The sequence below is a fragment of the Xanthobacter sp. SG618 genome (assembly GCF_012932745.1).
Taxonomy (GTDB): Bacteria; Pseudomonadota; Alphaproteobacteria; order Rhizobiales; family Xanthobacteraceae; genus Xanthobacter; species Xanthobacter flavus.
Genome location: NZ_JABBHL010000001.1, coordinates 953,067 through 977,800, shown reverse-complemented (window position 1 = coordinate 977,800; position 24,734 = coordinate 953,067). Strand labels below are relative to the sequence as shown.

The window sequence follows — 24,734 nt, the reverse complement described above, 5'->3', positions numbered from 1 at the left end:
TCGACGCTTCACAAGGCACCGCCGGTCAAGACTTTGGGCTCATAGCCCTTGGTTGGTCTCCGGGGTGCACCCCCCGTTCGGCCTCGGATGTATCCACACTGGCGCACCGCAATGGCCGCGCGCGATGCCGCAGCCGGCGCGGCTCCCGCCATCGGCCCGCCGGGCGTATAGACAACCGCCCGCGATGCGCCGCAGAAAACGCCCGACAGGATACACCCGATGGACCTCTGGACCCGTCTTCTCGTCCTTCTTGCCGGCCTTTTCGGTGCGGCCGGTGTCGCGTCCGCGGCTGCTGCGGCCCATGTGGGCGGGGGCACCAACCTCGAGACCGCGTCGCACTTCCTGCTGTTCAACGCCGCGACTTTGGCGGCGCTGGTCGCTCTTGCCCTCCAGCTCACGCGCGGCGGCGTGCTGCTGAAGGTGGGGGCGAGCACCATCGCGCTCGGCACGCTTCTCTTTTCGGGCGATCTCGCATCAAGGGCCTTGATGGACGTCAAGCTCCTGGGCGGCACTGCGCCATTTGGCGGCAGCCTCATGATCCTCGGCTGGCTGATGGTGGCCGCGACCGCGCTTCTCGCCCGGCGGCACTGAGCCGGTCCGGCGTCACAACCTGCGGGCGGCGACGCGGGCCTCCGCCCAGCCGATCAGGGTGTCGAGACGATCGCCCCCGCCCAGCACGAGGCTGACCGGCAGCTGGGCGATCTGGGCGGTGACGGTGAATTCCGGACCCAGCCGCACGAAGTCCTTCTGCGTCGTCACCAGCCGCGCGCCGAGGCGCCGCGCCTCGCCCGCGAGATAGGCCATCTCCTCGGGGCGGTAGGGGTGATGGTCCGGAAAGGCGTGGCGCCCGACCACGCTGAGCCCTTCCGCCTCCAGCGTGGCGAAGAACTTCTCTGGCCGCCCGATGCCGGCGAAGGCCACGAGCGGCCTGCCCTTTAGCGCCGCGATGGCCGACGCCTCGGGCGCGAGGTGCCCGCTCAGAACGGGCAGGTCCGACGCGCGGGCCGCGCCGGCCACCGCCGCGCCGGGGGCGCCACCGCCGATCACCAGCACCGCGTCCGCCTTCGCCAGCTGCGGGGCAAGCGGCGCACGCAGGGGGCCGGACGGCGTGACGCAGCCATTTCCGACGCCGACGCCCCCGTCGATCACCAGCAGCGTGCAGTCCTTGTGCAGGGAGGGATTCTGGAAGCCGTCGTCCATCACCACATGGGTCGCGCCGGCCTTCACCGCCAGTTGCGCGCCGCCCAGCCGGTCGCCGCCGGCGACGATGGTCGGGGCATGGCGGGCGAGCAGCAGGGCCTCGTCGCCCACTTCGGAGGCGGTGTGGTGGGCAGGATCGACCCGCAGGGGCGCCTTCGCCTCGCCGCCATGGCCGCGCAGCAGCGCGAAGGGCTGCGCGCCGCGCGCCTTGAGCCGCTCGATGAGGGCGATGGCGGTGGGGGTCTTGCCCGCGCCGCCCACCGTGGGATTGCCGATGCAGATCACCGGCACGTCCACCATGCCGCCGGCCTGCCCCAGCCGGCGCAGGGCCACGCCGCCGATGATGGCGGCGATAGGCGAAAGCAGGGCGGCGACTAGGCCCGGCCGGTCGCGCCACCAGAAGGCGGGCGCGCGCAGCATCAGCGGGCCTGCAAGCGGATGTGGACGAGATAGGGCTCGATGGCGACCAGCGTGCGGTCCAGCGCGCCGCCCAGCGACGTCACGGCCGCGTGGGCCGCATCCGCCATCTCGCCATGCAGCTGCGGGTCCTTGATGAGGGCATAGGCGGCGCGGGCGATGCCCAACGCGTCGGTGACCTCGGCCGCGCCCTCGTCGGCATCGAGCCGCTCGTAGATGTTGGCGAAGTTCCACACATGGGGGCCGTGCAGCACCACCGCGCCGAGCTTCGCCGGCTCGATGGGGTTCTGCCCGCCATGCTCCACCAGCGAGCCGCCCATGAAGACCACCGGCGCCATGCGATAGAACAGGCCCAGCTCGCCGATGGTGTCGGCGATGTAGATGTCGGTCTCCCGGTCCGGCAGCTCGCCGAGACTGCGCTGACGGGTGGCGAGGTCCGCCGCCTGGGCGAGTGCCGCCACATCCAGCCCGCGCTCGGGATGGCGGGGGGCGATGACGGTCACCAGCTCCGGGATCTTGGAGGTCAGGATCTCGTGCGCTTCCAGGATCAGCGCCTCCTCGCCCTCATGGGTGGAGGCGGCGAGCAGGATCGGCCGCTTGCCGAGCGCCTTGTCGAGCCGCTGGAGCTCCGCCGGGTCGGCGGAGGGGGGCGGTACGTCGAATTTCAAATTGCCGCAGACTTCCACCCGCGGCGTGCCCAGCGCCCGGAAGCGCGCGCCGTCCTCCTCGCTCTGGGCGAGGCACAGGTCGACGCGTGAAAGCAGCGCCCGCGCGCTCTTGGGCAGCTTCTTCCAGCGGTTGGCGGAGCGCTCGGACAGCCGGCCGTTGACCAGCACGACGGGCGTGCCGCGCCGGCCCAGCTCCGCGAGCAGGTTCGGCCACAGTTCGGATTCGGCGAGCAGCACGAGGTCCGGCGACCAGTGGTCGAGGAAGCGGGCGACAAAGGAGCGGGCATCCAGCGGCACGAACTGATGGATGACGCCGGGGGGCGCCCGCCGTTCCGCCACGCGGCTGGAGGTGAGCGTGCCGGAGGTGAGCAGTACGCGGAAGCCGCGCTGGCTCAGCCGCTCGATCAGCGGCAGGACGGAGATGACCTCACCGACGCTGGCGCCATGCACCCACACCAGCGGGCCCGGGGGGCGCTCGGTGCTGGCATAACCGCGCCGCTCGGAGAGGCGCGCCGGATCTTCCTTGCCCTTGCGGACGCGATAGGAGAGCCACGCCGGCGCCAGCAGCGCCGCCACGGAACTCGCCCGCCGGTAGGCCCGGAGGGTGAGAGGCAGCTTGCGCCCCTTCATGCCTGCGCCTTCATCGACGCGACGTCCGCGCGGCCAGCGCCTCGGCCCGGCGGGTGACGTCCTCTAGGCTCGCCTGCACCTGGTCACGGGCGGCGATGAGGCCGGCCTCGTCCACGTCGCGGTCGACCCAGATCGGCGCGCCGGCGACGGCCGCGCCCTTCCCGAACGGCAGGTTCAGGCTCGCGCGGTCCCAGCTCTTCAGGGTGATGCGATTACGGGTCGCCATGGCGACCGGGATGATAGGGCGTCCCGAGTAGCGTGCAATGGTAACGACGCCCATGCCGACCTTGCGGGCGATCTTGGGCACGTCGGCGGTCATCGCCACGTTGATGCCTTCCGCAAGGGTATCCAGCATCTGATAGGTGGCGGAGACCGCCCCCTTGCGGTGGAAGTCGCGCTTGGAGGTGGCGCCGGAGCCGCGAATGGTCCCGACGCCGAGCTTCTCGGCGGCGATGGCGTTGATCTCCGCATCCGCATGGCGGGAGATCAGCACCTTGGCCTTGTGGTGGGGCTTCATGGCGAACGGCGTGAGGAAATGCTGCCCGTGCCAGAAGGTGACGATCACCGGCAGGTGCTCGTCGATGGCCTCGAAGACGTCGGGAGGCTCGACGACGAAATCGGTCGTATGCGCCACCAGCTTGAAATAGGACGCAAACGTCGTTCCCGCTGCCACCTTGAAGGCGCGGTTTGTCCTCAGTCGCCGCCACATCTTATGGTTTGCCCACTGTTGTTGCGTCCCGCAGCTGGTGCGGGACGAGGAACCCGAACTTCACCCGCCCTGAACCTTGCCGGTTTCCGGATCGAGGAGGCGGTGGAGATGTACCACGAAGTAGCGCATCATGGCGTTGTCCACCGTCTGCTGCGCCTTTGCCTTCCAGGCCGCCGTCGCGCTGGCATAGTCGGGATAAATGCCGACGATGTCGAGCTTGGTCAGATCCTTGAACTCGGCGCTGTCGATCGCGGTGAGCTCCCCGCCGAAAACCAGGTGGGGCAACTGCTTCTTCGTCTCAGTCATGGCGTATCCAATGCGGCTTTGAAAGAAACGGGTGCGCCCATCGCCTCGAGCGCGGCCTGGTGCAGGGGTGCGCCGGCGCAGACGAGGGGAGCGTGGCTTGGAACCGGCGCATTGTAGCGCAGCGCCATGCCGTCGTGGCCGGTGAGGCGGCCCCGCGCCTCGCTCACCACGAGATCGGCGGCGGCCAGATCCCAGTCATTGGAATTGCCGCCGGCGAGGGCGACATCAATCTCGCCGGTGGCGACCCGCGCCAGGCGCAGCGCCAAAGAGCGGATGCGCGGCAGGCGCTCGATGCGGGCGGCGCGGGCGATGCGGTCGAGATCGGCCGGCGGGCCGGCGACCCGGGCGCCTTCGAGCCGCGCGGGGGCGGCGATGGCGAGGGGGCGGCCGTTGCGGAAGGCGCCGGCACCGGCCATGGCGGTGAACATCTCGTCGGTAACCGGGGCGAACAAGGCGGCGGCGACCGGCCGTCCCTCCACCACCAGCGCCACGGACACCGCCCAGTCGCTGCCGGCCGCCATGAAGGCGCGGGTGCCGTCGATGGGGTCCACCACCCACAAGCGCTGGGCGGAGAGGCGCGCGGGCGTGTCGGCGGATTCCTCGGAGAGCCAGCCGGCGGCGGGATCAAGCGCCGTCAGGTGCTGCCGCAGGAAGGCGTCCACCGCCATGTCGGCCTCGGTGACGGGGGAATCGTTGCCCTTGGTCCAGGTCTTCACGCCGGCCGCGAACATGCTACGCGCCATCTCGCCGGCCTCGGCCACCGTATCGATCATACGGCGGGCGAAGGCGTCATCGATGGCGGACCGGGGATGATCCCCGCCGCCGGCGCGCGTCGGTTCGGTGCTCATTGCCCTGCCAAATAGGGGCGCAGGCGCCGCGAGGCAAGCCACCTCATGCTGCACCGCGTCAATCGGACCACCCCGAAGGGTGTCGTTACGGCAGGAGAGGCAGGATGGTGTTGGGCAGGAGCGTGTCGAGGGCGAGACCCGCGAACAGGATCAGGCCGGCATCGCGATTCGACTTGAAGACGGCGAGGCAAAGCTCGGGATTGTCGATGTCGAGCCGGCGCACCTGCATCCACAGGTGAATGGCGAAGCCGATCAGGCCGAGATAGGCGAACGGCCCCACCGGCACCGACATGAGCGCCGCCGCAAACAGGAACACCACCAGCGCGTAGCACAGCGACACGGCAAGGCCCGTGCTGCGCCCGAACAGGAGCGCGGTGGAGCGGACGCCGACGATGGCGTCGTCCTCCTTGTCCTGATGGGCATAGATGGTGTCGTAGGCGAACACCCAGAGCACCGAGCCGGCGAACAGCAGCAAAGCGGGATCGGCGATGGTGCGCATCACGCTCGCCCAGCCCATCAGCGCGCCCCACGAGAAGGCGATGCCGAGAATGAGCTGCGGCACCGAGGTCACGCGCTTCATCAGCGGGTAGACGGCCACCACGCCGAGGGAGGCGATGCCGGTGACGATGGCGAAATGCGGCAGCGAGAGCAGGACCGCGAGGCCGACAAGGGCTTGAAACACGAGGAAGGCAAAGGCGGCGGGAACGCTCACCTGCCCGGATGCGATGGGGCGGCCGCGGGTGCGCGCCACCTGCCGGTCGATCTTGCGGTCGAGGATGTCGTTCCAGGTGCATCCCGCCCCGCGCATGGCGACGGCGCCGATGGCGAACAGTACCAGCAGCTTGGGCGAGGGATAGGGATCGTCATTGGCGATGGCGGCGAGCGCCGTGGACCACCAGCAGGGCAGAAGCAGGAGCCACGAACCGATCGGACGGTCCATCCGCGCGAGTCGCAGGTAGGGACGCACCGGGCTCGGGGCCAGGCGCTCCACCCAGTTACCACGGGGGGCATCAGCGATCGGCGGGGCGGCAGCCCCTTCGCGGGCACTCAATCCGGCGACCTCACTTCAGCGCGTTGCCGTTGAGGGTGCCGAAGACGCCAGTGTTCTTGCCGGAATCGATGCTGTAGCCGGTGGTGATACCGAGCGCGCTGGACATGGAGCCCTGCGGCGGGGGCTTGTTGGGGCCGCCAACGCCGGTCGCGCCGTTGGCGGCGGCTTCGCAGACCCGGTTGCGGATGTCGACGGTCTTCTTGCTGGAGGCGTTGGCCTGGTCGATCGCCTGCTGCGGGATCTGGCACCAGTCCTTGTTGTCGGCGAGGAACTTCACCCACTTCTGCTCGGCGGCGGCGAAGGCGCGGAACGCGGGGCAGAGCACCTGCGGATCCTTTTCCTTCTTGTTCACCACAGCCTGCAGGGCCTTGCCCTTCTGTTCCAGTTCACCGCGCACCGACGCGACATCGCTCTGGCAATCCGCCAGAGCGGCGCCGGCGGACAGCGCAGTCGCGACCAGAGTGGCCGAAATCGCGAGCGTGAACTTCTTCATGAGGCAGAGCCCCTCCTCATCGGGATCCCTCGGGACCGCAGGTTTGATATACAGACCCCCAACTTTGGGCAATATCACGGCGGAAGCCGCAGAAAGCTATCACGCATTCCCTAACGGAGTGCATCGGCCCTGGATACCCCCTTTCCGTGTCGCCCTCTCGCCGGGGCCTGACAGGGTGACTCGCGCAGGCCTCAATTTTCGAAGGATGCACGACAGGGCTGCGCAGATGCGGTTGTGGGAGCGCCGCTGCGGAGAGGGGCGTCATCCGCACTCCGCAGCGCGTTCCCCCTAGGCGCCTTTTCGAGATCGGCCGCGGAAACACGGTCCAGCTGGGACGCGGCGGTCAGTGGGGCTTCGAGGGTGCGGTTAGGTCGGTCTGAGCCTCAAATTGCGAAGAGAGGCTTTGTGCAGGCTTGGTTGCGGAGGTCAGGAAGTTCTGGCTCGCGATATAATTGAATTTCCCGGTTTCTGCAGCGTAAAGTAAGCGAAAGCCTAGCGTGCCGACCGCCCAGATGATGGCTCGGATGGTGCTTTTTAGCCCATGGGGAATGGGTTTGTCCTCGAACGACGACACTTTTTCAAAGCCTATGGTGCGCAAAAGCTGTCGCATCGATGTCGCTGTGAATGAAATTTCATGTGTAATGTCGCCATAGCGGATGCTATCTCCGAAAATGCCGGATGCATTTGGTGTGTGTATGAAGATAGTTCCGTTCGGCTTCAGTATGCGGAATATCTCATCTGATATATGGAATAATTCACATTTTGATAAATGCTCAAAGATGTCGAAGCAAATTACGACATCAAGGCTGTTGGACTGCGTGTTCGAAAGAGCTTGATTGATATCGCTTAGATATGCTTCTGGTATACCACGGCTGTGCGCCAGGTCGATCATTTCGGGAGAGATGTCGAAACCCGATATATTTTTATAGTTCGCCTGTTTCAGCCAGTAGATCATGTCTCCGGCGCCGCATCCGACATCGAGTATTTTTATTTTACGATCCGCCGGAATATGGCGACTGATGAATGAGTTTATGTGCGGGCCGCGTACGGAATATCCAATAGATGCATCATGGCCGCCTTGGTTGCTGGATACGTACGCATTGTATAGACGCTTTTGCCATTCTTGCATCGGACGCCTCCCTTACTCGTTCGTTGTTTTTTCCAGCATAATGTGGATGAGCGCGGGGCGGTATCTAATCGTCAGTCGTATATCCCTATGTCGGAATCTATTGGGTGAAGTTAGGTAGCCTGCTCCGCTCTGCGATGGTAATTATGTGCCAGCCCCTCTCCGGGCCGGCTGGGCCTCCGCTTCCGGTGGTTGCCGCTTGACGGCGCGCTCGGGCGTCGGTAGTTTCGCGCAACTTTTGAAAGGGACGGCGCCGACATGCGCAAGATCGTTATTCTTCTCGTAGGGTGGTGCGCCACTTTCCGTCCGGCCTGAGGGCTGTGACGAACGAGGTGGCGCGTGACGAGGGGCCTTCGGGCCCCTTCGTCGTTTCTGAGCCGGGGCGCCGGCACGGAATTCGGGAGCGAGCCGGGCCGCAGGCCGGGTGGAGACAAGGATAAAAGTCCGGCGTAGCGCGCCGGCCGGGACCGGATGGATCCCGCAGGGAGTTGGATCATGAGCAAGCAGATGACCGGCGCCGAAATGGTGATCCAGGCCTTCGCCGACCAGGGCGTCGAGCACATCTTCGGCTATCCGGGCGGCGCCGTGCTGCCGATCTACGATGCGCTGTTCCACCAGAACCACATCGAGCACATCCTCGTGCGCCACGAGCAGGCGGCGGTGCATTCGGCCGAGGGCTATGCCCGCTCCTCCGGCAAGGTCGGCGTGGTGCTGGTCACGTCCGGCCCCGGCGCCACCAATGCCGTTACCGGCCTCACTGACGCGCTGATGGATTCCATCCCGATCGTCTGCATCACCGGGCAGGTGGCGACCCACCTCATCGGCAACGACGCCTTCCAGGAATGCGACACGGTCGGCATCACCCGCCCCTGCACCAAGCACAATTACCTGGTGCGGGACGTGAACGACCTCGCGCGCACGCTGCACGAAGCCTTCTATGTCGCCCAGAACGGCCGGCCCGGCCCGGTGGTCGTCGACATCCCGAAGGACGTGCAGTTCGCCACGGGCACCTATGTCGGCCGCGAGAACATCCAGCACAAGACCTACCGTCCCAAGCTCGACGCCGAGGCACCGCAGATCGCGGCGGCGGTGGAGATGCTGGCCGGGGCGAAGCGGCCCATCTTCTACACCGGCGGCGGCGTCATCAATTCCGGCCCGGAGGCGAGCCGCATCCTGCGCGAGCTGGCGCGCATCACCGGCGTGCCCGTCACCTCCACGCTCATGGGCCTCGGCGCCTTCCCGGCGGCCAACCGCCAGTGGCTGGGCATGCTGGGCATGCACGGCACCTACGAAGCCAACATGGCCATGCACGGCTGCGACGTGATGGTCTGCATCGGCGCGCGCTTCGACGACCGCATCACCGGCCGCCTCGACGCCTTCGCGCCGGGCTCCAAGAAGATCCACATCGACATCGACCCCTCGTCCATCAACAAGAACGTCAAGGTGGACCTGCCCATCATCGGCGACTGCACCCGCGTGCTCGCGGACATGCTCGCCGCCTGGAAGGCGCGGGACCTCTCCATCGACAAGGCCGCGCTGGACGCTTGGTGGACGCAGATCGACCGCTGGCGGGGGCGCAACTGCCTCGCCTACCGGCACTCGGACGAGATCATCAAGCCGCAATACGCCATCGAGCGGCTCTACAATCTCACCAAGGACAGGGACGTCTACATCTCCACCGAGGTGGGCCAGCACCAGATGTGGGCGGCGCAGTTCTTCCGCTTCGAGGAGCCGAACCGCTGGATGACCTCCGGCGGCCTCGGCACCATGGGCTACGGCCTGCCCGCCGCCATCGGCGCGCAGAAGGCGCATCCCGACGCCCTGTGCATCGACATTGCGGGCGAAGCCTCCATCCTCATGAACATGCAGGAGATGTCGACCGCCGTGCAGTTCGACCTGCCGGTGAAGATCTTCATCCTCAACAACAAGTATATGGGCATGGTGCGCCAGTGGCAGGAGCTGCTGCACGGCGGGCGCTACTCGCACTCCTATTCGGAGGCGCTGCCTGACTTCGTTAAGCTGGCCGACGCCTATGGCGGCGTGGGCATCCGCTGCGACAAGCCGTCCGATCTCGATGCGGCCATCGAGGAGATGATCGCCATCAAGCGGCCGGTGATCTTCGACTGCATCGTGGACCAGCAGGAAAACTGCTTCCCCATGATCCCCTCGGGCCGCGCCCACAACGAGATGATCCTCGGCGACATGGCCGTGGATCTCGACGAGGCCATCACCGACGAAGGCAAGATGCTGGTGTGAGGCGCGCCCGACTGAGGGAGCCGTCATGCCCCGGCTTGTCCGGGGCATCCACGCGGCCACCCGAGCGGTGCTTCCGGCCGGCCGCGGCGGTCCCGCCCATCGGTGGATCCCCCGGACAAGCCGGGGGATGACGCTGGCACGGGAGGCGCCGTCGGCATCAGCCCTTTCTTCTTCTCCATCCGAGACTTCCATGCCCAACTCTTCCGAGCCCATCGAGCGCCACACCCTCTCCGTCCTGGTCGACAACGAGCCGGGCGTGCTGGCGCGCGTCATCGGCCTGTTCTCCGGCCGCGGCTACAACATCGACAGCCTCACGGTGTCCGAGGTGAGCCACGAGGGGCATCTCTCCCGCATCACCATCGTCACCACCGGCACGCCCATGGTGATCGAGCAGATCAAGAACCAGCTCGACCGACTCGTGCCCGTGCACCGGGTGCGCGACCTTACCGTGGAGGCCTCCTCCCTGGAGCGGGAGCTGGCCATGGTGAAGGTGCGCGGCGTGGGCGAGGCCCGCGGCGAGGCGCTCAGGCTCGCCGAAGCCTTCCGCGCCCGCGTCATCGACGCGACGCGCGAGAGCTTCGTGTTCGAGATTACCGGCAAGTCGGACAAGATCGACCAGTTCGCCTGGCTCATGGAGCCCCTCGGCCTGGTGGAGGTGGCGCGCACCGGCGTGGTGGCCATCTCCCGCGGCCCGGAAGCCATGTGAGGATCGTGGCCTGACCGTGTGACCGATCGGAAACAGGCGTTCACCGGCAGGGGTGCCGGGCGAAACGCCTGTTTCCATTTGCCGCGATCCGGTGCAAAGGAGCCGCGGCCATCCCCCAATTCGAGATAACGCCCATAAGGAGACAATGATGCGCGTTTACTACGATAGCGACGCCGACCTGAACCTGATCAAGGGCAAGAAGGTCGCCGTCATCGGCTATGGCAGCCAGGGTCATGCCCACGCGCTCAACATGCGCGACTCGGGCGTGAAGGATGTCATCATCGGCCTGCGTCCCGGCTCCGCCTCCGCCAAGAAGGCCGAGGCCGAGGGCTTCAAGGTGATGGCGCCCGCCGAGGCCGCCAAGATCGCCGACGTGGTGATGATGCTCACCCCCGACGAGCTGCAGGGCGACATCTATCGCGAGAGCCTCGCCGACAACATGAAGCACGGCGCGGCGCTGCTGTTCGCCCACGGCCTCAACGTGCACTTCAACCTCATCGAGCCCCGCAAGGACCTCGACGTGCTGATGGTCGCCCCCAAGGGCCCCGGCCACACCGTACGGTCCGAGTACCAGCGTGGCGGCGGCGTGCCGACCCTCATCGCCATCGCCCAGGACGCCTCGGGCAATGCCCATGACCTCGGCCTCTCCTACGCTTCCGCCATCGGCGGCGGCCGCGCCGGCGTCATCGAGACCACCTTCAAGGAAGAGTGCGAGACCGACCTCTTCGGCGAGCAGGTGGTGCTCTGCGGCGGCCTAGTGGAGCTGATCCGCGCGGGCTTCGAGACGCTGGTGGAAGCCGGCTACGCCCCCGAGATGGCCTATTTCGAGTGCCTCCACGAGGTGAAGCTGATCGTCGACCTCATCTATGAGGGCGGCATCGCCAACATGAACTACTCGATCTCCAACACCGCCGAATACGGCGAGTATGTCACCGGCCCCCGCATCATCACCGCCGAGACCAAGGCCGAGATGAAGCGCGTGCTGAACGACATCCAGTCCGGCAAGTTCACCCGCGACTGGATGCTGGAGAACAAGGTCAACCAGGCCTCCTTCAAGGCCACCCGCGCCCGCGTCAACGCCCACCCCATCGAGGAAGTCGGCGAGAAGCTGCGCGCCATGATGCCCTGGATCAAGGCCAAGGCGCTGGTGGACAAGTCGAAGAACTGATCCTCACTCGCTGAGGCAGGCCCCGGAGCGGCGAAGGCTGCTCCGGGGCTTTTTTATGGGCGGCGGCTTACCGATCCCCGGTCATTTTCCCGGAGCCGCGCGCGCGTTCTGATCCACCGGAAAAGCCATGAACCGCGCGATGCGCCAGATTCCGTCGGCGTCGCGGCGGAAGATGTCCATGCCCTCGTCGCGCGAGAGCGCTTTGCCGTCCGGCCGCTCGGTGAGCACCCAGGTGAGGCGCACCATGGCGAGGTCGCCGGACACCAGGATTTCGTGGATCTGGCAGAGATAAGCGAGCTTGCCGGCCGATTTCGCCAGCGCCGTGGCGAGACGCGCGCAGACGGCGGCCTTGTCCCCCGCCGGGGCGCCCTGGACGTCGGATTTCAGGTCGTCGGCGAACAGGTCGCAGGTGGCGGCGGCATCGCCCCGGTTGAACGCCTCGGTCCAGGCGGCGAGGCGGGCGCGGATGGCGGCTTCGACGGCGCGATCCGCCTCAGAGCGATCCTCTGCGTGGGCAAGTGTCGGCGCCAGCAGAAGTGCGAGGACAAGGACGGCGCGGCGCAGCATCTCGCAGGTCTCCGCGCCGGGCGGGCGCCGGGCGACTACAGCACCGCCGCACGTAGCCCGGCAACCGTCAGTCCGTGATGCGCGCCTGAATGGTCAGGATGTCCCACGCCGGCGCCTCCGCCGGATTGGCATAGACGGTGATGAAGCTGCCGACGCCGCCGTCCGGCCCAACGGTGCGGCGGGCCTCGCCGCCAATTTCGGCGCCATGCACCTCGATCAGGATGGCGGGTGCGGTTGCCGAGCTGTTGGCGATGGCCAGCCCGTCTCCGTTCTTGGGCGAGAATGCATCCACCGCGCCCGCACCGAGTCGCTTCTCCGCCGCCCGCGCCACCGGGGGCGCACCGTCGGGCAGAGCAAGACGCTGGCGCACGATCTCGCCGCGCAGCACGCCGGCCAGTTCCCACACCGTCTGCTCGCACACCGGCAGCGCGGCGCCGGGGGCGAGCACGGTGGCGATGACGGTGAAGCGCGTCATCTGGTCCGCATAGAGCTGGTACTGGCGGAACGGCTGGTCATCGAGCTTGGCGAAGACCTCCGGCAGCCAGTCATCCTGCGCCACCAGCCGGCCCATGAGGTCGCGGCCGATCATCAGGATTTCGCGCGGATCATCCGCCAGTTCCACCATGGACTGGATGTCCCACGAGAAGCGGCGGAGCGGCTCGGGCGGGGCGGCGATGGTGTCCGGCAAGGGCTCGGTTCCCGTCTCAGTGGTCATGATCGTGATCGTCGTGGTGATGATCGTCGTGCTCGCCGGCCGTCTTCGGTTTCGGCTTGACGAGGGAAGCCGACAGCACGCTGCCGGCGGCGATGATGCCGTCGTCGTCCACCCCATGGCCGAGGCCGGGCCGCCGCATGCTCTTGGCGGGGAGGCCGAGAGCCTTGAGGCGATCGCGGGTGGCGACCATGTCGGCGAGGGGCACCACGGCGTCGTCCTCGCCGTGGATGAACACCACCGGCGGCTGCGTGCGCGGCGCGCTAACATCGCGTGCCTCGGGCAGGGCGCCGCCGAAGGCGATGATGACGGCCGGCGGCACGGCCCGGCGCAGGCCCACATCGAGCGCCAGCATGGCCCCTTGGGAGAAGCCGACGAGGGCGAGATGGTCGCCCGGCAGGCGCCGCGCCGCCAGCATCTCGTCGAGAAAGGCATCGAGCAGGGGCGCGCTGGCGGTGAGGCCCGCGGTGATGGTGTCAGGGGAAAAGCCTTCGCCGGGAAACCAGCGGGCGCCTGCCGACCCGGGGAAGGGCGCCTCGGCGGCGAGGAAGTCCGCCTTCGGCAGTTCGGGCGCCCAGTTCAGGGCAAGGTCGATCACCTCCTGCCCGCAGCTGCCCTCGGCATGAAGCAGCACCACGAGATAGACCGGCTTGCCGCAGGAGAGCGCGGCGATCTTCGGCCCGGCGGTGATCCGCGGCGCCTCGGCCGATGCGGTTGCGCAGGCGGTCATCGTGCCGTCGTCCGTAGACGGGGCCGGACTCGGGCGTGTCGGCTTTGCGACGTGGCGCCCCGCCTTCCTTCCGGCGGACAATCCTTTCGGAAAAACAAGAGCATGGCCATTCCCACCCAAGGCGCGTCCCGCGCCTCCGGCGCGTGTGATGAGGCTCGACGCAAGAACAGGGCCGGGCCGAAATCGGGCTGCGCACGCGCACGAAGCATTGCTGCTGGATCACCGCTCCGGGGAGGCGCACAATTTGAGGCGCCTGATCTGTGTGCGCTTGCAATGCCGCGATGCACAAGATGTCCGGCGAATTCGTATGAATCTATAGAAACATTACTTATCAATAGCTTGCATCATGAATTGCCTTTTGCATTCTTCCCGTTGACAACCCATTTTTCCAGAAATAGCCTTTTGTCCGACAAAGTCTGCTTTTGGGGATTTTCCGCCCGCGATGGAACGGTTTGACCGCATCAAGGTCCCTTCCGCCTACGAGATGGTCGCGGAGGCCATCGAGGCCGAGATCGTGTCCGGCCGGCTGCGGCCCGGGGACGAGATCGGCACCGAGGCGGCTCTGGTGCGGCAGTTCGGGGTGAACCGCTCCACCGTGCGCGAGGGCATCCGCGTTCTCGAGCAGGGCGGCCTCGTGCGGCGGGAGGCGAGCCGCAAGCTGTTCGTCTGCGAGCCGCGGGCCGGCGGCCTCTCCACCCGCATCAGCCGCGCGCTGGTTCTGCAGGATGTGACCTTCCGCGAATTGTTCGACACCGCCATGGTGCTGGAGGTGGGGGTCGTCGAAGGCGCGGTCTTCCATGCGGACGCGGCGACGCTGGCCGCGCTGGAGGAAAATCAGGAGCGCCTTGAAGCGGCGGTGAACAATCCCGTGGTGGTGGCGGAGCTGGATTCCGAGTTCCACGCTTTGCTCGCCCGCGCCTGCGGCAACCGCGTGCTGGAAATGGCCCGCGAGCCCGCCGCCTTGCTGTTCTTTCCCTCCACGGAGATGATCTGCCGGAGGGTGCCCGAGGGCGCCGGGCGCATGGCGCAGGCGCACCGTTTCATCATCGATGCCGTTAAGGCCCGCGACCTCGAACTCTCCCGCACCTGGATGCGCCGGCATCTGGTGGACTGGCGCAAGGGCTTCGTGCGGGCTGGCCGGGAGATCGACGAGCCGGTGGAGCGCATCTTCGCGCGCTACGCTTTGAGCAAGTCGCAGAGTTGAAGTGAAGTAAAGCCAAGATGATCGCCGGAAAACCGGCGGCTTTGGAGGGAATGCTTTGGAACACGTCAACTCGGTCCATGGGACCGGGCGGCGCGCGTGCGCCGGCTCGCGGCCGGGGAGGGGGGCATGAGCACCTCTTCCAGCCCGGTGGAAACATCCGCGCCTGTCGCCGCGCACCTGGCGGTGGATGGCCTCGGCCTGTGGTTCGGCGGGCTGAAGGCGCTCACCGATGTGTCCTTCGAGGTGAAGCCCGGCACCATCACCGCCCTCATCGGCCCGAACGGCGCCGGCAAGACATCGCTGTTCAACTGCATTTCCGGCTTCTACCGCCCGCGCGCCGGCTCCATCCGCCTCGATGGCGCGGACATCACCCGCACCCATCCGCCGGAGCGGGCGAAGGCGGGCCTGGCGCGCACCTTCCAGAACATCGCGCTGTTCAAGGGCATGACCGTGCTCGACAACATCAAGCTCGGCCGGCATGCCCACATGAAGACCAACCTTCTGCAGGCGCTGACCTATTGGGGTGCTGCCCGGGCCGAGGAGATGGAGCTGCGCGCCGAGGTGGAGCGGCAGATCATCGATTTCCTCGAGATCGACCACATCCGCAACAAGCCGGTTGCCTCCCTCTCCTATGGTCTCCAGAAGCGCGTGGAGCTGGCGCGTGCGCTGGCCATGCGTCCCCGTCTCCTCATGCTGGACGAGCCCGTCGCCGGCATGAACCGGGAAGAGACCGAGGACATGGCCCGCTTCATCCTCGACGTGAAGGAGGAGTGGGGCATCTCCATTCTCATGGTCGAGCACGACATGGCGATGGTGATGGACATCTCCGACCATGTGGTGGTGCTCAATTTCGGCAAGGTCATCGCCCAAGGGCTGCCCGCCGAGGTGCAGGGCAATCCTGAGGTCGCCGCCGCCTATCTCGGCTCCGGCGATCCCGCCGAGCTGATGCGGCGCCTCTCGGGCGTGGGGGAGGCGGCCTGATGGATTGGCTCTTCTTCACCGAGGTGACGCTGGCGGGGCTCGGCTCCGGCGCATTGCTGTCGCTCACCGCCTTGTCGTTCGTCCTGATCTACAAGGCGACGCGCGTCATCAATCTCGCGGTGGGCGAGATATTGATGCTGGGCGGCTATCTCTTCTTCGCCTTCGTCACGGCTCTGGGCCTTTCCACATGGCTCGCCATTCCGCTGGCCATCGCCGGCGGCGCGCTGTTCGGCTTCGTGGTGGAGCGCACGCTCATCCGGCCCATGCTGGGCGAAAGCTCCATCTCCGTGCTGATGCTCACCGTGGGGCTCGGGTCCGTGCTCATCGGCGCCACGGAACTGATTTGGAACACCGACCCGCGGGCGCTGCCGGATTTCATGGGACAGGCGCCGGTGTTCATCGGCGAGGCCTATGTCTCGCGCAAGATCGCCATCGGCTTCGTGGTGTCGGCGCTGGTGATCGCCCTGTTCCTGCTGCTGTTCCGCTTCTGGCGCGGCGGCGTCGCCCTGCGCGCCACGGCGACCGACCAGGCGGCGGCCTATTCCTGCGGCATCAACGTGCCGGCCGTGTTCTCGCTGGCCTGGATGGTGGCCTGCGCCACCGCCGCGGGGGCGGGGCTGCTGGTGGGGGCCATCGGCGGTATCTCGCCCACCATGGGCGTGTTCGGCCTCTCGGCGCTGGTGGTGGTCATCATCGGCGGGCTGGACAGCGTGCTCGGCGCGCTCATCGGCGGCATCCTCATCGGCCTCGTGGAGGCCTGGGCCGGCACCTTCCTCGGCGGCGAGTACAAGCTCGTCACCACCTTCTCCATCCTCATCGCGGCGCTGATGATCCGGCCCTACGGCCTGTTCGGCACCGTGGAGATCGAGCGGCTCTGATGCGCATCGCAACCGCCAAGGAAACCTACATCGCCGACGAGGGGCTGCTCGTCACCGCCACGCAACGGGCGTGGATGGGCGTGCTCCTCGCCATGCTGGTGCTCGCGCCCTTCGTGCTGAACCAATACTGGCTGTATCTGGCCTGCCTCGTCGCCATCAACGTGGCGAGCGCCACGGGGCTGAACATCCTCACCGGCTATACCGGCCTCGTCAGCCTCGGGCAGGCGGCCTTCATGGCGGTGGGGGCCTATACGGTCGCCTTCTTCGAGGGGCAGGTGGGCACGCCTTTCCTCCTCAACATCCTCGCCGCCGGCCTCGTGTCCGCTTTGGTGGGTGTGCTGGTGGGCATTCCGAGCCTGCGGGTGAAGGGTCTCTATCTCGCCATCGCCACCATCGCGGCCTCGGTGATCCTGCATTTCGTCTTCACCCACTGGGTCTCGGTGACGGGTGGTGTGCGCGGTATCAATGTGGCGCCGGCGCGGCTGTTCGGGCTGGAACTGGCGAGCCCGTTCGCGCTCTATTTCGTCATCGTGCCCATCACCTGCCTGATGGTGCTGGGCGCGGCGAACCTGTTCCGCACGCGCATCGGCCGCGCCTTCATCGCCATCCGCGACCGGGACATCTCGGCCGAGGTGCTGGGCATTCCGCTGCTGCGCTACAAGCTCATGAGCTTCGCCCTCTCCTCGTTCTATGCGGGCGTGGCGGGCGGCATGTGGGCCTATTTCTTCCGCGTGGTGACGCCGGAAAGCTTCCCCTTCGCCACCTCCATCTTCTTCCTCGCGGCGGTGATCGTGGGCGGGCTCGGCACCATCATCGGCTCGGTGCTGGGCGCGGCCTTCATGACGCTGGTGCCGGAGCTGCTGAAGTATGTGGTGGATTGGCTTGCGCCCATCTTCCCCAATGCCGGCGCCGCGCTCTCGCCGGTGCGCACCATCGTGTTCGGGGCGCTCATCATCCTGTTCCTTGTATTCGAGCCGCACGGACTTGCGGAAATGGTGCGCCGTGCGCGCCGCTTCTTCCATCTGTGGCCGTTCCGGACGTGACGAAAGAAAAAGCGAAGTCAAAAATCCCAAGGGAGCAAACGCCAATGACCAGTCTCAACAGACGCCAGATCATGGGCCTCGCCGCCGGCGCCGGCCTGGCCTCGGCCTTTCCGGGCTTCACCGCCTACGCGCAGGAGAAGGAGATCGTCATCGGCGGGTCCATCCCGCTCACCGGCGTGTTCGCCTTCGCCGGTGTCGCCATCGAGGCGGGGATGTCCGATTATGTGAAGCTCACCAACGAGGCGGGCGGCATCGCCGGGCGCAAGCTGCGCCTCGCCTATGAGGACACCGCCTACAAGGTGGATACCTCGGTGGCGGTGTTCAACAAGCTCACCACCCAGAACGACATCCATCTCTATTATGGCGACAGCACCGGCTTCGCCAAGACCATCAACGAGGAGCTGAACCGCCGCGGCACCATCCTCATGGCCGGCGCCTCCTTCGGCAGCGAGCTGAACAATCCCGAGAAGTATCCGTTCCAGTTCATGGCCGGGCCGGACTATGTGGAGATGTTCGCCATCCTGCTCGAATACATCGCCAAGGCGCAGCCGGGGGCGAAACTCGTCTTCGTGAATTCGGACACCGAGTTCGGCCGCGATCCCATCGAGGCGAGCGTGAAGCGCGCGAAGGAGATGGGCCTCGACGTGGTGGCGCAGATCGTCACGCCGCCCACCGCGGTGGACGTGTCGACCGAGGTGCTGAAGCTGCGCCGCGCCAATCCGGACTTCACCATCTTTCACGGCTACGTGCTGGCGCCGCTGCCGGAATTCATGTCGCAGGCCAAGCAGCTCGGGCTCAAGACCAAGTTCATGGGCACCTTCTGGTCCATGGACAACTCGCTCTGGGCCAATGTGGGCGCCCCGGCGGACGGCTTCATGGGCGTGATGCCGTATCGCTACTATTACGACACCTCGCCCGACGCGCCGATCCTCGAGAAGATCCGCAAGCTGCGCCCCACCTACCAGGCGACGGGCTACATGCAGGGCTTCCTCACCGCCATGCTCATGGGTGAGGCGGCCAAGCGCACGCTGGCGGCGGGCAAGGAGCTGAACGGCAAGACCCTCAAGGCCGCGCTCAACTCTATCAAGGACTTTGACACGGGCGGCATCATCGGTGTGCCGATCTCGGTGCCCGGAAACTCCGTCCCCGTCGGCCGCATCTACCAGTTCAACGCCGCCGACAAGCAGATGAAGCCGGCGTCCGACTGGATCAGCCTGAAGAAGTGATGGCGATGACCGCGCACGCCATACTCGACATCTCCAACATCGAGGTCGTCTACAACAAGACGATCCAGGTGCTGCGCGGCCTGTCGCTGAAGGTGGAGGCCGGAAAGGTGGTGGCGCTGCTGGGCTCCAACGGCGCCGGCAAGTCCACCACCCTCAAGGCGGTCTCCGGCCTTCTCGCGCTGGAGGACGGCGACGTCACCTCCGGCGCCATCACCTTCGACGGCGCGCCGAGCGGCGCGCTCAAGCCGCACGACCTGGTGCGCCGCGGCCTGTTCCACGTGATGGAGGGGCGGCGCATCTTCGAGGATCTCTCGGTGGAGGAAAACCTCGTCGCCGCCACCTATGCGCTCACCGGGCGCAAGGCGAAGCCCACGAACTTTGAGGCGGTCTACGAATACTTCCCCCGCCTGCACGAGCGCCGCAACGGCCGCGCCGGCTATCTCTCCGGCGGTGAGCAGCAGATGCTGGCCATCGGCCGCGCGCTGGTGGCGGAGCCGAAGCTGATCCTGCTGGATGAGCCCTCCCTCGGGCTCTCGCCCAAGCTGGTGGAGGAGATCTTCACCATCATCGCCCGCATCAATCGCGAGCGGGGCGTCTCCATGCTGCTGGTGGAGCAGAATGCGGCGGTGGCGCTCGCGGTCTCCCACTACGGCTACATCATGGAGACCGGCAAGATCGTGCTGGACGGCCCCACCGAGCGGCTGATGGCGGACCAGGACGTGCGCGAATTCTACCTTGGCATGGCCGGGGAGGCGGGGGCGAAAAGCTACCGCGACATCAAGCACTACAAGCGCCGCAAGCGCTGGCTTTCGTGAGCGCGCGACCATGACCGCACTTGGCTTTCCCGACCTCACCCTGCCGCAGATGCTACGCCTCAACGCGCAGCGCATCGGTGCCCGTACGGCCATTCGCCAGAAGGATTTCGGCATCTGGAACCCGGTGTCGTGGCAGGCCTATTTCGAGCGCGCCGCCCTCGCCGGGCATGGCCTTCGTGCCCTCGGTCTGCCCGAGGGCGGGCATGTGGCGGTGCTCTCGGAAAACCGCATCGAATGGGTGCTGACGCAGCTCGGCGCCGGCCTCCTCGGCGCGGTCACTGTGGGCGTCTATCCCACCAGCCCGGCCAACGAGGTGGCCTACGTGCTCGGCCATGCGGAGGCGGAGATCGTCGTCTGCGAGGACCAGGAGCAGGTGGACAAGGTGCTGGAGCGCCGGGCGGAACTGCCGAAGCTCCGGCGCATCGTGGTGGTGGAGAAGAAGGGCCTGCGCACCTATGCGGGCGGCGAGGTCATCGCTTTCGACGCGATGATCGAGATGGGCGCCGCCCACCGCGCCGCCCAGCCCTGGATCATCGAGGAGGCGCTGGCGCGCCAGTCGCTCTCCGATGTGGCACTGATGATCTACACCTCGGGCTCCACCGGAAAGCCCAAGGGCGCGATGCTCACCTATCGCAACCTGCGCGCCGAGGCGATTGCGCTCGCCGAGCGGTTGGGGCTCGACGAGACCACCACCCACGTCTCTTACCTGCCGCTCTGCCACGTGGCCGAGCAGATGCTCACCACCATGGCCCCCATCTATCTGGGCTCGCAGGTCAATTTCGGCGAGAGCATCCGCACCATCCAGGAGGATCTGCGGGAGGTCGCGCCCTCCATGTTCCTCGGCGTGCCGCGCATCTGGGAGAAGCTGGCAGCCTCCATCACCATCAAGATGATGGAAGCAGGCGGCCTGCGACGCGCGCTCTACGAGCGCCTCGTGAAGGCGTGCGAGCCATTCGCCGAGAGGCATCCCTCGGCGCGGACGCTGACGGAGCGCGCGCTCTTCTTCGTGGCCTACCTGCTCTACTTCCGCGCCCTGCAGAACTTCATCGGCCTCAGGCGCGCGAAGGTGGCGATGACCGGTGCGGCGCCCATCTCGCCCAACATCGTGCGCTTCTTCCGCACCCTTGGCGTGCCTCTGGTGGAGGTCTACGGCGCCACCGAGACCACCGGCATGTGCACCGGCCAGCGGCTCGACGACCTGCGCCCCGGTTGCGTCGGCCCGGCTGCGGAGGGCGTCGAGGTGAAGCTCGGCCCACACAACGAACTGCTGGTGAAGGGCGACCTCGTCTTCGCCGGCTACTACCGCAACGAGGAGGCGACGGCCGCAGCGCTGCGCGACGGCTGGCTCCACACCGGCGATGTGGTGGAGATGGTGGGCGATCAGGTGAAGATCGTGGATCGCCTCAAGGACATCATGATTACGGCGGGCGGCAAGAATTTGAGCCCGTCGGAGATCGAGAACGTCGCGAAGTCCAGCGTCTTCATCAAGGAATGCATCGTCATCGGCGAGGCGCGCAAATATGTCTCCGCGCTCATCCAGATCGATTTCGAGACGGTGGGCAAATGGGCGGAGGAGAAGTCGCTCGCCTACACCAATTTCCGCAATCTCGTCGAAAATCCGCAGGTTCGCGCGCTGATCGAGGGCGAAGTCGCAAAGGCCAATGCGGAGCTGGCGCAGGTCTCCCACATCCGCCGCTTCCACCTCCTCACCAAGGAGCTGGACCACGACGACGACGAGGTGACGGCGACCATGAAGATCCGCCGCTCCAACATCCAGAAGAAATACGCCACCGAGATCGAAGGCCTCTACGCCTGAGCGGCGCGGCTGCAAGGACCCTCCATGCCAGACGCCTACATCTTCGACCATGTGCGGACCCCGCGCGGCCGCGGCAAGCCGGATGGCGCGCTGCATGCGGCAACGCCGGTGCATCTCGCCGCCACCGTGCTTTCCGCTCTGCGCGACCGCACCGCCCTCGACACGGCGGCGGTGAGCGACATCGTGATGGGCGTCGTCATGCCTATCGGCGAGCAGGGCCAGTGCCTGCCGCGCATCGCCGCGCTGCGCGCGGGCTATGACGATGAGGTGGCGGGCGTGCAGATCAACCGCTTCTGCGGCTCCGGGCTGGAAGCGGTCAACATGGCCTCCGCCAAGGTGATGGCCGGCCAGGCGGATATGGTGATCGGCGGCGGCTGCGAGAGCATGTCGCGCATTCCCATCCTCTCGGACGGCGGGGCGTGGAGCCAGGACCCGGACGTGGCCTTCGCCACCCGCTTCGTGCCGCAGGGCATCAGCGCCGATCTCATCGCCACCAAATGGGGCTATGACCGCGCTGCGGTGGATGCCTTCGCCGTGGAGAGCCACCACCGTGCCGCGCGGGCCTGGGCGGAAGGCCGCTTCGCCCGCTCCATCGTGCCGGTCACCGACCATATCGGCGAGGTGATGCTGGACCGCGACGAGACGGTGCGGGGCAATTCCAGCGTTGAAGATCTCGCCCGCCTCAAGCCCGCCTTCGCCGCCATGGGGGCGGACCCCGGCTTCGACGAAATTGCGCGCCTGCGCTATCCCGAAGTCGGCGAGATCGCCCATGTCCACCACGCCGGCAACTCCTCCGGCATCGTGGACGGCGCGGCGGCCGTGCTCATCGGCACGCGGGAGGCCGGGGCGGCGGCGGGCCTGAGGCCGCGCGCGCGCATCCGCGCCTTCGCAGAGATCGGCTCGGAACCCACCATTATGCTCACCGCGCCGTCCTTCGCGGCCGAGAAGGCGCTGAAGCGGGCGGGGATGAGTGTCGCGGACATCGACCTCTTCGAGATCAACGAGGCGTTCGCCGCCGTGGCGCTGCGCTTCATCGACGCCTTGGGGCTCGACCCCGCGCAGGTGAACGTGAACGGCGGCGCCATCGCCATGGGCCACCCGCTCGGCGCCACCGGAGCCATGATCCTCGGCACCGTGCTCGACGAGCTGGAGCGAACGGGCAAGGCCACGGCGCTTGCCACCTTGTGCATCGGCGCCGGCATGGGCGTCGCCACCATCATCGAACGGGTCTGAGCCATGCTGCGCACGGAGATCGACGGCGACGGCATCGCCATTCTCATCCTCGACCAGCCCGGCCGATCGGTGAACACGCTGGGCTGGGAGCTGGTGGAGGCGCTGGAGGCCGAGGTGGAGCGGCTGGCGGCGGACGGCGCCGTCTCCGGCATCATCGTCACCTCGGGAAAGTCGTCCTTCCTCGCCGGGGCGGATCTCGCCATCATGAACGGCCTCGCGGCACCGGACGTGACATTGCCGGAAGCGGCGCGCCGCATTGGCCGCATGGGGGCGCTGTTCCGTAGGCTCGAGACGTGCGGCAAGCCGGTGGTCGCCGCCGCGCCCGGCACGGCGCTGGGAGCGGGGCTGGAACTGATGCTCGCCTGCCATCGCCGGCTCGTCGCTGATAATCCCAAGGGCCTCTTTGGACTGCCGGAGGTCACGCTCGGTATCTTGCCCGGCGCTGGCGGAACCCAGCGCGTGCTGCGCCGCCTCGGCATCGCCGCCGCCTTGCCGATCCTGGTGGACGGCCGGCCCATGAGCGCCGCCGAGGCGCAGGCGGCCGGGCTCACCGACGCCATTGTGGCTGCGGAGGATCTCATTCCCGCTGCCAAAGCCGCCTTGCGCGGGGGACGGGTCAACCCGGTCGCGCCATGGGATGTAAAGGGCTTTCGCCTGCCGGGCCTCGCACCCACCAGCACGGCCGCAGGCGATCTCTTCGCCCTGTGGAATGCCCGTGTGCTGGCGCGGACCCGGGGGGAAGATCCCGCGCCGCGCGCCATCCTGTCCTGCGTGTTCGAGGGCGCGCGCCTGCCCCTGGACAAGGCGTTGAAAGTGGAGCGCGACTATTGCGCTGCCCTCATTCAGAGCCCGCAGGCGCAGGAAAAGATCGCCGCTTTCTTTGCCCGCCAGGCCGCCAAGGCGGCCGCTGTCTGAGCGGGTTCCCGGATCCAGAACACGCGGCCACGCCGCGCCAGAACAAGGACCATCCCATGCCGCTTCCCGCCGCCTTCGAGGGCCGCCTGAAAATCCCCGCCGTCGCCGCACCCATGTTCCTCACGTCCGGCCCCGACCTCGTGGTCGAGGTGTCGCGCTCGGGCATGGTCGGCACTTTTCCGGCGCTGAACGCCCGTACCAGCGAGGGCTTTCGCGACTGGGTGCGCGAGATCAAAGCACGCCTCGCCGAGGTGGAGGATGCCGCGCCCTTCGGCGTCAACCTCATCGTTCACAAGTCCAATCCGCGCGTCGAGGCGGACCTCGCCATCTGCGTCGAGGAGAAGGTGCCGCTCGTCATCACCTCGCTCGGGGCGGTGCCCGATCTCGTGAAGGCGGTGCATTCCTATGGCGGCGTCGTATTCCACGACGTCATCAGCCGCCGCCATGCGGAGAAGGCGGCGGAAGCGGGCGTGGACGGCATCATCGCCGTCTCGGCCGGCGCGGGCGGCCATGCGGGGCAGATCAGCCCCTTCGCCCTCGTCACCGAGATCCGGCAGGTGTTCGCCGGCACCATCCTGATGGCTGGCGCCATCAATACCGGCGCACAGATCCTCGCCGCCCGCGCGGCCGGGGCGGACCTCGCTTATATGGGCACGCGCTTCATCGCCACCCGCGAGGCCATGGTGCAGCAGGAGTTCAAGGACATGATCCTGTCCTCCGCAGCTGCCGACATCCTCTACACGCCGGCCATCAGCGGCGTGAACGCCAATTTCCTGAAGCCCAGCATCCGCGCCGCCGGGCTCGACCCGGACAATCTCCAGGGTCACGCCAAGCTCGACATGTCCAACGAGGCCAAGGCGTGGAAGACCGTGTGGTCGGCGGGGCAGGGGGTGGGCGGCATCGCCGATCTGCCGGGCGCCGCCGAATTGTGCGCGCGCCTCGGGGACGAATATCGCGCGGCGCTCAAGGCGCTTTGCTCGGATGCGTTCGCCGGGGCCTGACCAGCCAATTGGCGGAATGGGGGCGCGTCGGAGCA

Annotated in this window: 25 protein-coding genes; 14 read left to right on the top strand and 11 right to left on the bottom strand. The window is 67.2% G+C overall.

The genetic code is table 11. From position 1 onward, the window contains the following. Positions 1-219: 219 nt before the first annotated feature. Entirely contained in the window at positions 220-591 is a 372-nt protein-coding gene (locus FHT36_RS04610) for a DUF423 domain-containing protein (RefSeq protein ID WP_169121290.1), read from the top strand. A 12-nt stretch (positions 592-603) separates the two neighbouring features. On the opposite strand, the gene lpxK is transcribed toward FHT36_RS04610, so the two are convergent. The 8 genes from lpxK to FHT36_RS04570 form a co-directional block, all read right to left on the bottom strand. After that, positions 604-1,620 (bottom strand): tetraacyldisaccharide 4'-kinase, encoded by a 1,017-nt coding sequence (gene lpxK / locus FHT36_RS04605; protein ID WP_246702001.1) that lies wholly within the window; start codon positions 1,618-1,620, stop codon positions 604-606. Continuing rightward, entirely contained in the window at positions 1,620-2,915 is a 1,296-nt protein-coding gene (locus FHT36_RS04600; RefSeq protein WP_169121289.1) for a 3-deoxy-D-manno-octulosonic acid transferase, read from the bottom strand. The genes lpxK and FHT36_RS04600 overlap by 1 nt, the downstream gene beginning before the upstream one ends. A gap of 10 nt (positions 2,916-2,925) precedes the next feature. Further along, the gene (locus FHT36_RS04595; RefSeq protein ID WP_169121288.1) at positions 2,926-3,624 is read right to left on the bottom strand and encodes a lysophospholipid acyltransferase family protein; all 699 of its coding nucleotides are present in this window, start codon (positions 3,622-3,624) and stop codon (positions 2,926-2,928) included. A 60-nt stretch (positions 3,625-3,684) separates the two neighbouring features. Further along, on the bottom strand, positions 3,685-3,930 hold the full coding sequence (locus tag FHT36_RS04590; RefSeq protein WP_169121287.1) for a DUF4170 domain-containing protein: 246 nt from the start codon (positions 3,928-3,930) through the stop codon (positions 3,685-3,687). Beyond that, positions 3,927-4,778 (bottom strand): 3'(2'),5'-bisphosphate nucleotidase CysQ, encoded by an 852-nt coding sequence (locus tag FHT36_RS04585; protein ID WP_169121286.1) that lies wholly within the window; start codon positions 4,776-4,778, stop codon positions 3,927-3,929. The genes FHT36_RS04590 and FHT36_RS04585 overlap by 4 nt, the downstream gene beginning before the upstream one ends. An 85-nt stretch (positions 4,779-4,863) precedes the next feature. Further along, entirely contained in the window at positions 4,864-5,829 is a 966-nt protein-coding gene (gene ubiA, locus FHT36_RS04580) for a 4-hydroxybenzoate octaprenyltransferase (protein ID WP_169121285.1), read from the bottom strand. A 10-nt stretch (positions 5,830-5,839) separates the two neighbouring features. Beyond that, the gene (locus tag FHT36_RS04575) at positions 5,840-6,322 is read right to left on the bottom strand and encodes a hypothetical protein (protein WP_169121284.1); all 483 of its coding nucleotides are present in this window, start codon (positions 6,320-6,322) and stop codon (positions 5,840-5,842) included. A gap of 343 nt (positions 6,323-6,665) precedes the next feature. Further along, a complete protein-coding gene (locus tag FHT36_RS04570) occupies positions 6,666-7,451 on the bottom strand; it encodes a bifunctional 2-polyprenyl-6-hydroxyphenol methylase/3-demethylubiquinol 3-O-methyltransferase UbiG (RefSeq protein WP_169121283.1) in 786 nt (261 codons plus the stop codon). 492 nt (positions 7,452-7,943) lie between these two features. Here FHT36_RS04570 and FHT36_RS04565 point away from each other — a divergent pair, with 492 nt between their 5' ends. The 3 genes from FHT36_RS04565 (at position 7,944) to ilvC (ending at position 11,578) form a co-directional block, all read left to right on the top strand. Continuing rightward, positions 7,944-9,704 (top strand): acetolactate synthase 3 large subunit, encoded by a 1,761-nt coding sequence (locus FHT36_RS04565; protein ID WP_169121282.1) that lies wholly within the window; start codon positions 7,944-7,946, stop codon positions 9,702-9,704. Between the two features lie 190 nt (positions 9,705-9,894). Continuing rightward, positions 9,895-10,410 (top strand): acetolactate synthase small subunit, encoded by a 516-nt coding sequence (gene ilvN / locus FHT36_RS04560; protein ID WP_169121281.1) that lies wholly within the window; start codon positions 9,895-9,897, stop codon positions 10,408-10,410. Between the two features lie 148 nt (positions 10,411-10,558). Continuing rightward, positions 10,559-11,578 (top strand): ketol-acid reductoisomerase, encoded by a 1,020-nt coding sequence (gene ilvC, locus FHT36_RS04555; protein ID WP_024279649.1) that lies wholly within the window; start codon positions 10,559-10,561, stop codon positions 11,576-11,578. Between the two features lie 81 nt (positions 11,579-11,659). Here ilvC and FHT36_RS04550 read toward each other — a convergent pair whose 3' ends face one another. The 3 genes from FHT36_RS04550 to FHT36_RS04540 form a co-directional block, all read right to left on the bottom strand. Next, a complete protein-coding gene (locus tag FHT36_RS04550; protein WP_169121280.1) occupies positions 11,660-12,145 on the bottom strand; it encodes a nuclear transport factor 2 family protein in 486 nt (161 codons plus the stop codon). 67 nt (positions 12,146-12,212) lie between these two features. Continuing rightward, positions 12,213-12,860 (bottom strand): hypothetical protein, encoded by a 648-nt coding sequence (locus tag FHT36_RS04545; protein WP_246701999.1) that lies wholly within the window; start codon positions 12,858-12,860, stop codon positions 12,213-12,215. Beyond that, positions 12,850-13,587, bottom strand: a complete 738-nt coding sequence (locus FHT36_RS04540) for an alpha/beta hydrolase (protein ID WP_169121279.1) — start codon at positions 13,585-13,587, stop codon at positions 12,850-12,852. Before FHT36_RS04540 ends, FHT36_RS04545 begins: the two co-directional genes overlap by 11 nt. Positions 13,588-14,029: 442 nt before the next feature. Here FHT36_RS04540 and FHT36_RS04535 point away from each other — a divergent pair, with 442 nt between their 5' ends. From FHT36_RS04535 to FHT36_RS04490, 10 genes are all read left to right on the top strand, one after another. Next, positions 14,030-14,791 (top strand): FadR/GntR family transcriptional regulator, encoded by a 762-nt coding sequence (locus FHT36_RS04535; protein ID WP_169121278.1) that lies wholly within the window; start codon positions 14,030-14,032, stop codon positions 14,789-14,791. A 126-nt stretch (positions 14,792-14,917) separates the two neighbouring features. Further along, positions 14,918-15,772 (top strand): ABC transporter ATP-binding protein, encoded by an 855-nt coding sequence (locus FHT36_RS04530; protein ID WP_169121277.1) that lies wholly within the window; start codon positions 14,918-14,920, stop codon positions 15,770-15,772. Continuing rightward, positions 15,772-16,650: a branched-chain amino acid ABC transporter permease gene (locus tag FHT36_RS04525; protein WP_169121276.1), complete on the top strand. Its 879-nt coding sequence runs from the start codon at positions 15,772-15,774 to the stop codon at positions 16,648-16,650. Before FHT36_RS04530 ends, FHT36_RS04525 begins: the two co-directional genes overlap by 1 nt. After that, positions 16,650-17,693: a branched-chain amino acid ABC transporter permease gene (locus FHT36_RS04520; protein ID WP_169121275.1), complete on the top strand. Its 1,044-nt coding sequence runs from the start codon at positions 16,650-16,652 to the stop codon at positions 17,691-17,693. The genes FHT36_RS04525 and FHT36_RS04520 overlap by 1 nt, the downstream gene beginning before the upstream one ends. Positions 17,694-17,737: 44 nt before the next feature. Further along, a complete protein-coding gene (locus tag FHT36_RS04515) occupies positions 17,738-18,919 on the top strand; it encodes an ABC transporter substrate-binding protein (protein ID WP_169121274.1) in 1,182 nt (393 codons plus the stop codon). A 5-nt stretch (positions 18,920-18,924) separates the two neighbouring features. After that, positions 18,925-19,734 (top strand): ABC transporter ATP-binding protein, encoded by an 810-nt coding sequence (locus tag FHT36_RS04510; RefSeq protein WP_169121273.1) that lies wholly within the window; start codon positions 18,925-18,927, stop codon positions 19,732-19,734. A 10-nt stretch (positions 19,735-19,744) separates the two neighbouring features. Beyond that, entirely contained in the window at positions 19,745-21,550 is a 1,806-nt protein-coding gene (locus FHT36_RS04505; protein WP_169121272.1) for a long-chain fatty acid--CoA ligase, read from the top strand. A gap of 24 nt (positions 21,551-21,574) precedes the next feature. Further along, complete coding sequence (locus FHT36_RS04500; protein WP_169121271.1) at positions 21,575-22,783, top strand: acetyl-CoA C-acetyltransferase; 1,209 nt, start codon at positions 21,575-21,577, stop codon at positions 22,781-22,783. A 3-nt stretch (positions 22,784-22,786) separates the two neighbouring features. Beyond that, positions 22,787-23,698 carry an enoyl-CoA hydratase-related protein gene (locus FHT36_RS04495; protein ID WP_169121270.1) on the top strand — a complete coding sequence of 304 codons (912 nt, stop codon included), beginning with the start codon at positions 22,787-22,789 and terminating at the stop codon, positions 23,696-23,698. A gap of 56 nt (positions 23,699-23,754) precedes the next feature. Further along, positions 23,755-24,699 carry a nitronate monooxygenase family protein gene (locus FHT36_RS04490; protein ID WP_169121269.1) on the top strand — a complete coding sequence of 315 codons (945 nt, stop codon included), beginning with the start codon at positions 23,755-23,757 and terminating at the stop codon, positions 24,697-24,699. Positions 24,700-24,734 lie beyond the last annotated feature (35 nt).

Bases quoted from the DNA above. Each gene is read 5' to 3' on its own strand.
- FHT36_RS04610 (WP_169121290.1), top strand. From the start codon at position 220: ATGGACCTCTGGACCCGTCTTCTCGTCCTTCTTGCCGGCCTTTTCGGT.
- lpxK (WP_246702001.1), bottom strand. From the start codon at position 1,620: ATGCTGCGCGCGCCCGCCTTCTGGTGGCGCGACCGGCCGGGCCTAGTC.
- FHT36_RS04600 (WP_169121289.1), bottom strand. From the start codon at position 2,915: ATGAAGGGGCGCAAGCTGCCTCTCACCCTCCGGGCCTACCGGCGGGCG.
- FHT36_RS04595 (WP_169121288.1), bottom strand. From the start codon at position 3,624: ATGTGGCGGCGACTGAGGACAAACCGCGCCTTCAAGGTGGCAGCGGGA.
- FHT36_RS04590 (WP_169121287.1), bottom strand. From the start codon at position 3,930: ATGACTGAGACGAAGAAGCAGTTGCCCCACCTGGTTTTCGGCGGGGAG.
- FHT36_RS04585 (WP_169121286.1), bottom strand. From the start codon at position 4,778: ATGAGCACCGAACCGACGCGCGCCGGCGGCGGGGATCATCCCCGGTCC.
- FHT36_RS04575 (WP_169121284.1), bottom strand. From the start codon at position 6,322: ATGAAGAAGTTCACGCTCGCGATTTCGGCCACTCTGGTCGCGACTGCG.
- FHT36_RS04570 (WP_169121283.1), bottom strand. From the start codon at position 7,451: ATGCAAGAATGGCAAAAGCGTCTATACAATGCGTACGTATCCAGCAAC.
- FHT36_RS04565 (WP_169121282.1), top strand. From the start codon at position 7,944: ATGAGCAAGCAGATGACCGGCGCCGAAATGGTGATCCAGGCCTTCGCC.
- ilvN (WP_169121281.1), top strand. From the start codon at position 9,895: ATGCCCAACTCTTCCGAGCCCATCGAGCGCCACACCCTCTCCGTCCTG.
- ilvC (WP_024279649.1), top strand. From the start codon at position 10,559: ATGCGCGTTTACTACGATAGCGACGCCGACCTGAACCTGATCAAGGGC.
- FHT36_RS04550 (WP_169121280.1), bottom strand. From the start codon at position 12,145: ATGCTGCGCCGCGCCGTCCTTGTCCTCGCACTTCTGCTGGCGCCGACA.
- FHT36_RS04545 (WP_246701999.1), bottom strand. From the start codon at position 12,860: ATGACCACTGAGACGGGAACCGAGCCCTTGCCGGACACCATCGCCGCC.
- FHT36_RS04540 (WP_169121279.1), bottom strand. From the start codon at position 13,587: ATGACCGCCTGCGCAACCGCATCGGCCGAGGCGCCGCGGATCACCGCC.
- FHT36_RS04535 (WP_169121278.1), top strand. From the start codon at position 14,030: ATGGAACGGTTTGACCGCATCAAGGTCCCTTCCGCCTACGAGATGGTC.
- FHT36_RS04530 (WP_169121277.1), top strand. From the start codon at position 14,918: ATGAGCACCTCTTCCAGCCCGGTGGAAACATCCGCGCCTGTCGCCGCG.
- FHT36_RS04525 (WP_169121276.1), top strand. From the start codon at position 15,772: ATGGATTGGCTCTTCTTCACCGAGGTGACGCTGGCGGGGCTCGGCTCC.
- FHT36_RS04520 (WP_169121275.1), top strand. From the start codon at position 16,650: ATGCGCATCGCAACCGCCAAGGAAACCTACATCGCCGACGAGGGGCTG.
- FHT36_RS04515 (WP_169121274.1), top strand. From the start codon at position 17,738: ATGACCAGTCTCAACAGACGCCAGATCATGGGCCTCGCCGCCGGCGCC.
- FHT36_RS04510 (WP_169121273.1), top strand. From the start codon at position 18,925: ATGACCGCGCACGCCATACTCGACATCTCCAACATCGAGGTCGTCTAC.
- FHT36_RS04505 (WP_169121272.1), top strand. From the start codon at position 19,745: ATGACCGCACTTGGCTTTCCCGACCTCACCCTGCCGCAGATGCTACGC.
- FHT36_RS04500 (WP_169121271.1), top strand. From the start codon at position 21,575: ATGCCAGACGCCTACATCTTCGACCATGTGCGGACCCCGCGCGGCCGC.
- FHT36_RS04495 (WP_169121270.1), top strand. From the start codon at position 22,787: ATGCTGCGCACGGAGATCGACGGCGACGGCATCGCCATTCTCATCCTC.
- FHT36_RS04490 (WP_169121269.1), top strand. From the start codon at position 23,755: ATGCCGCTTCCCGCCGCCTTCGAGGGCCGCCTGAAAATCCCCGCCGTC.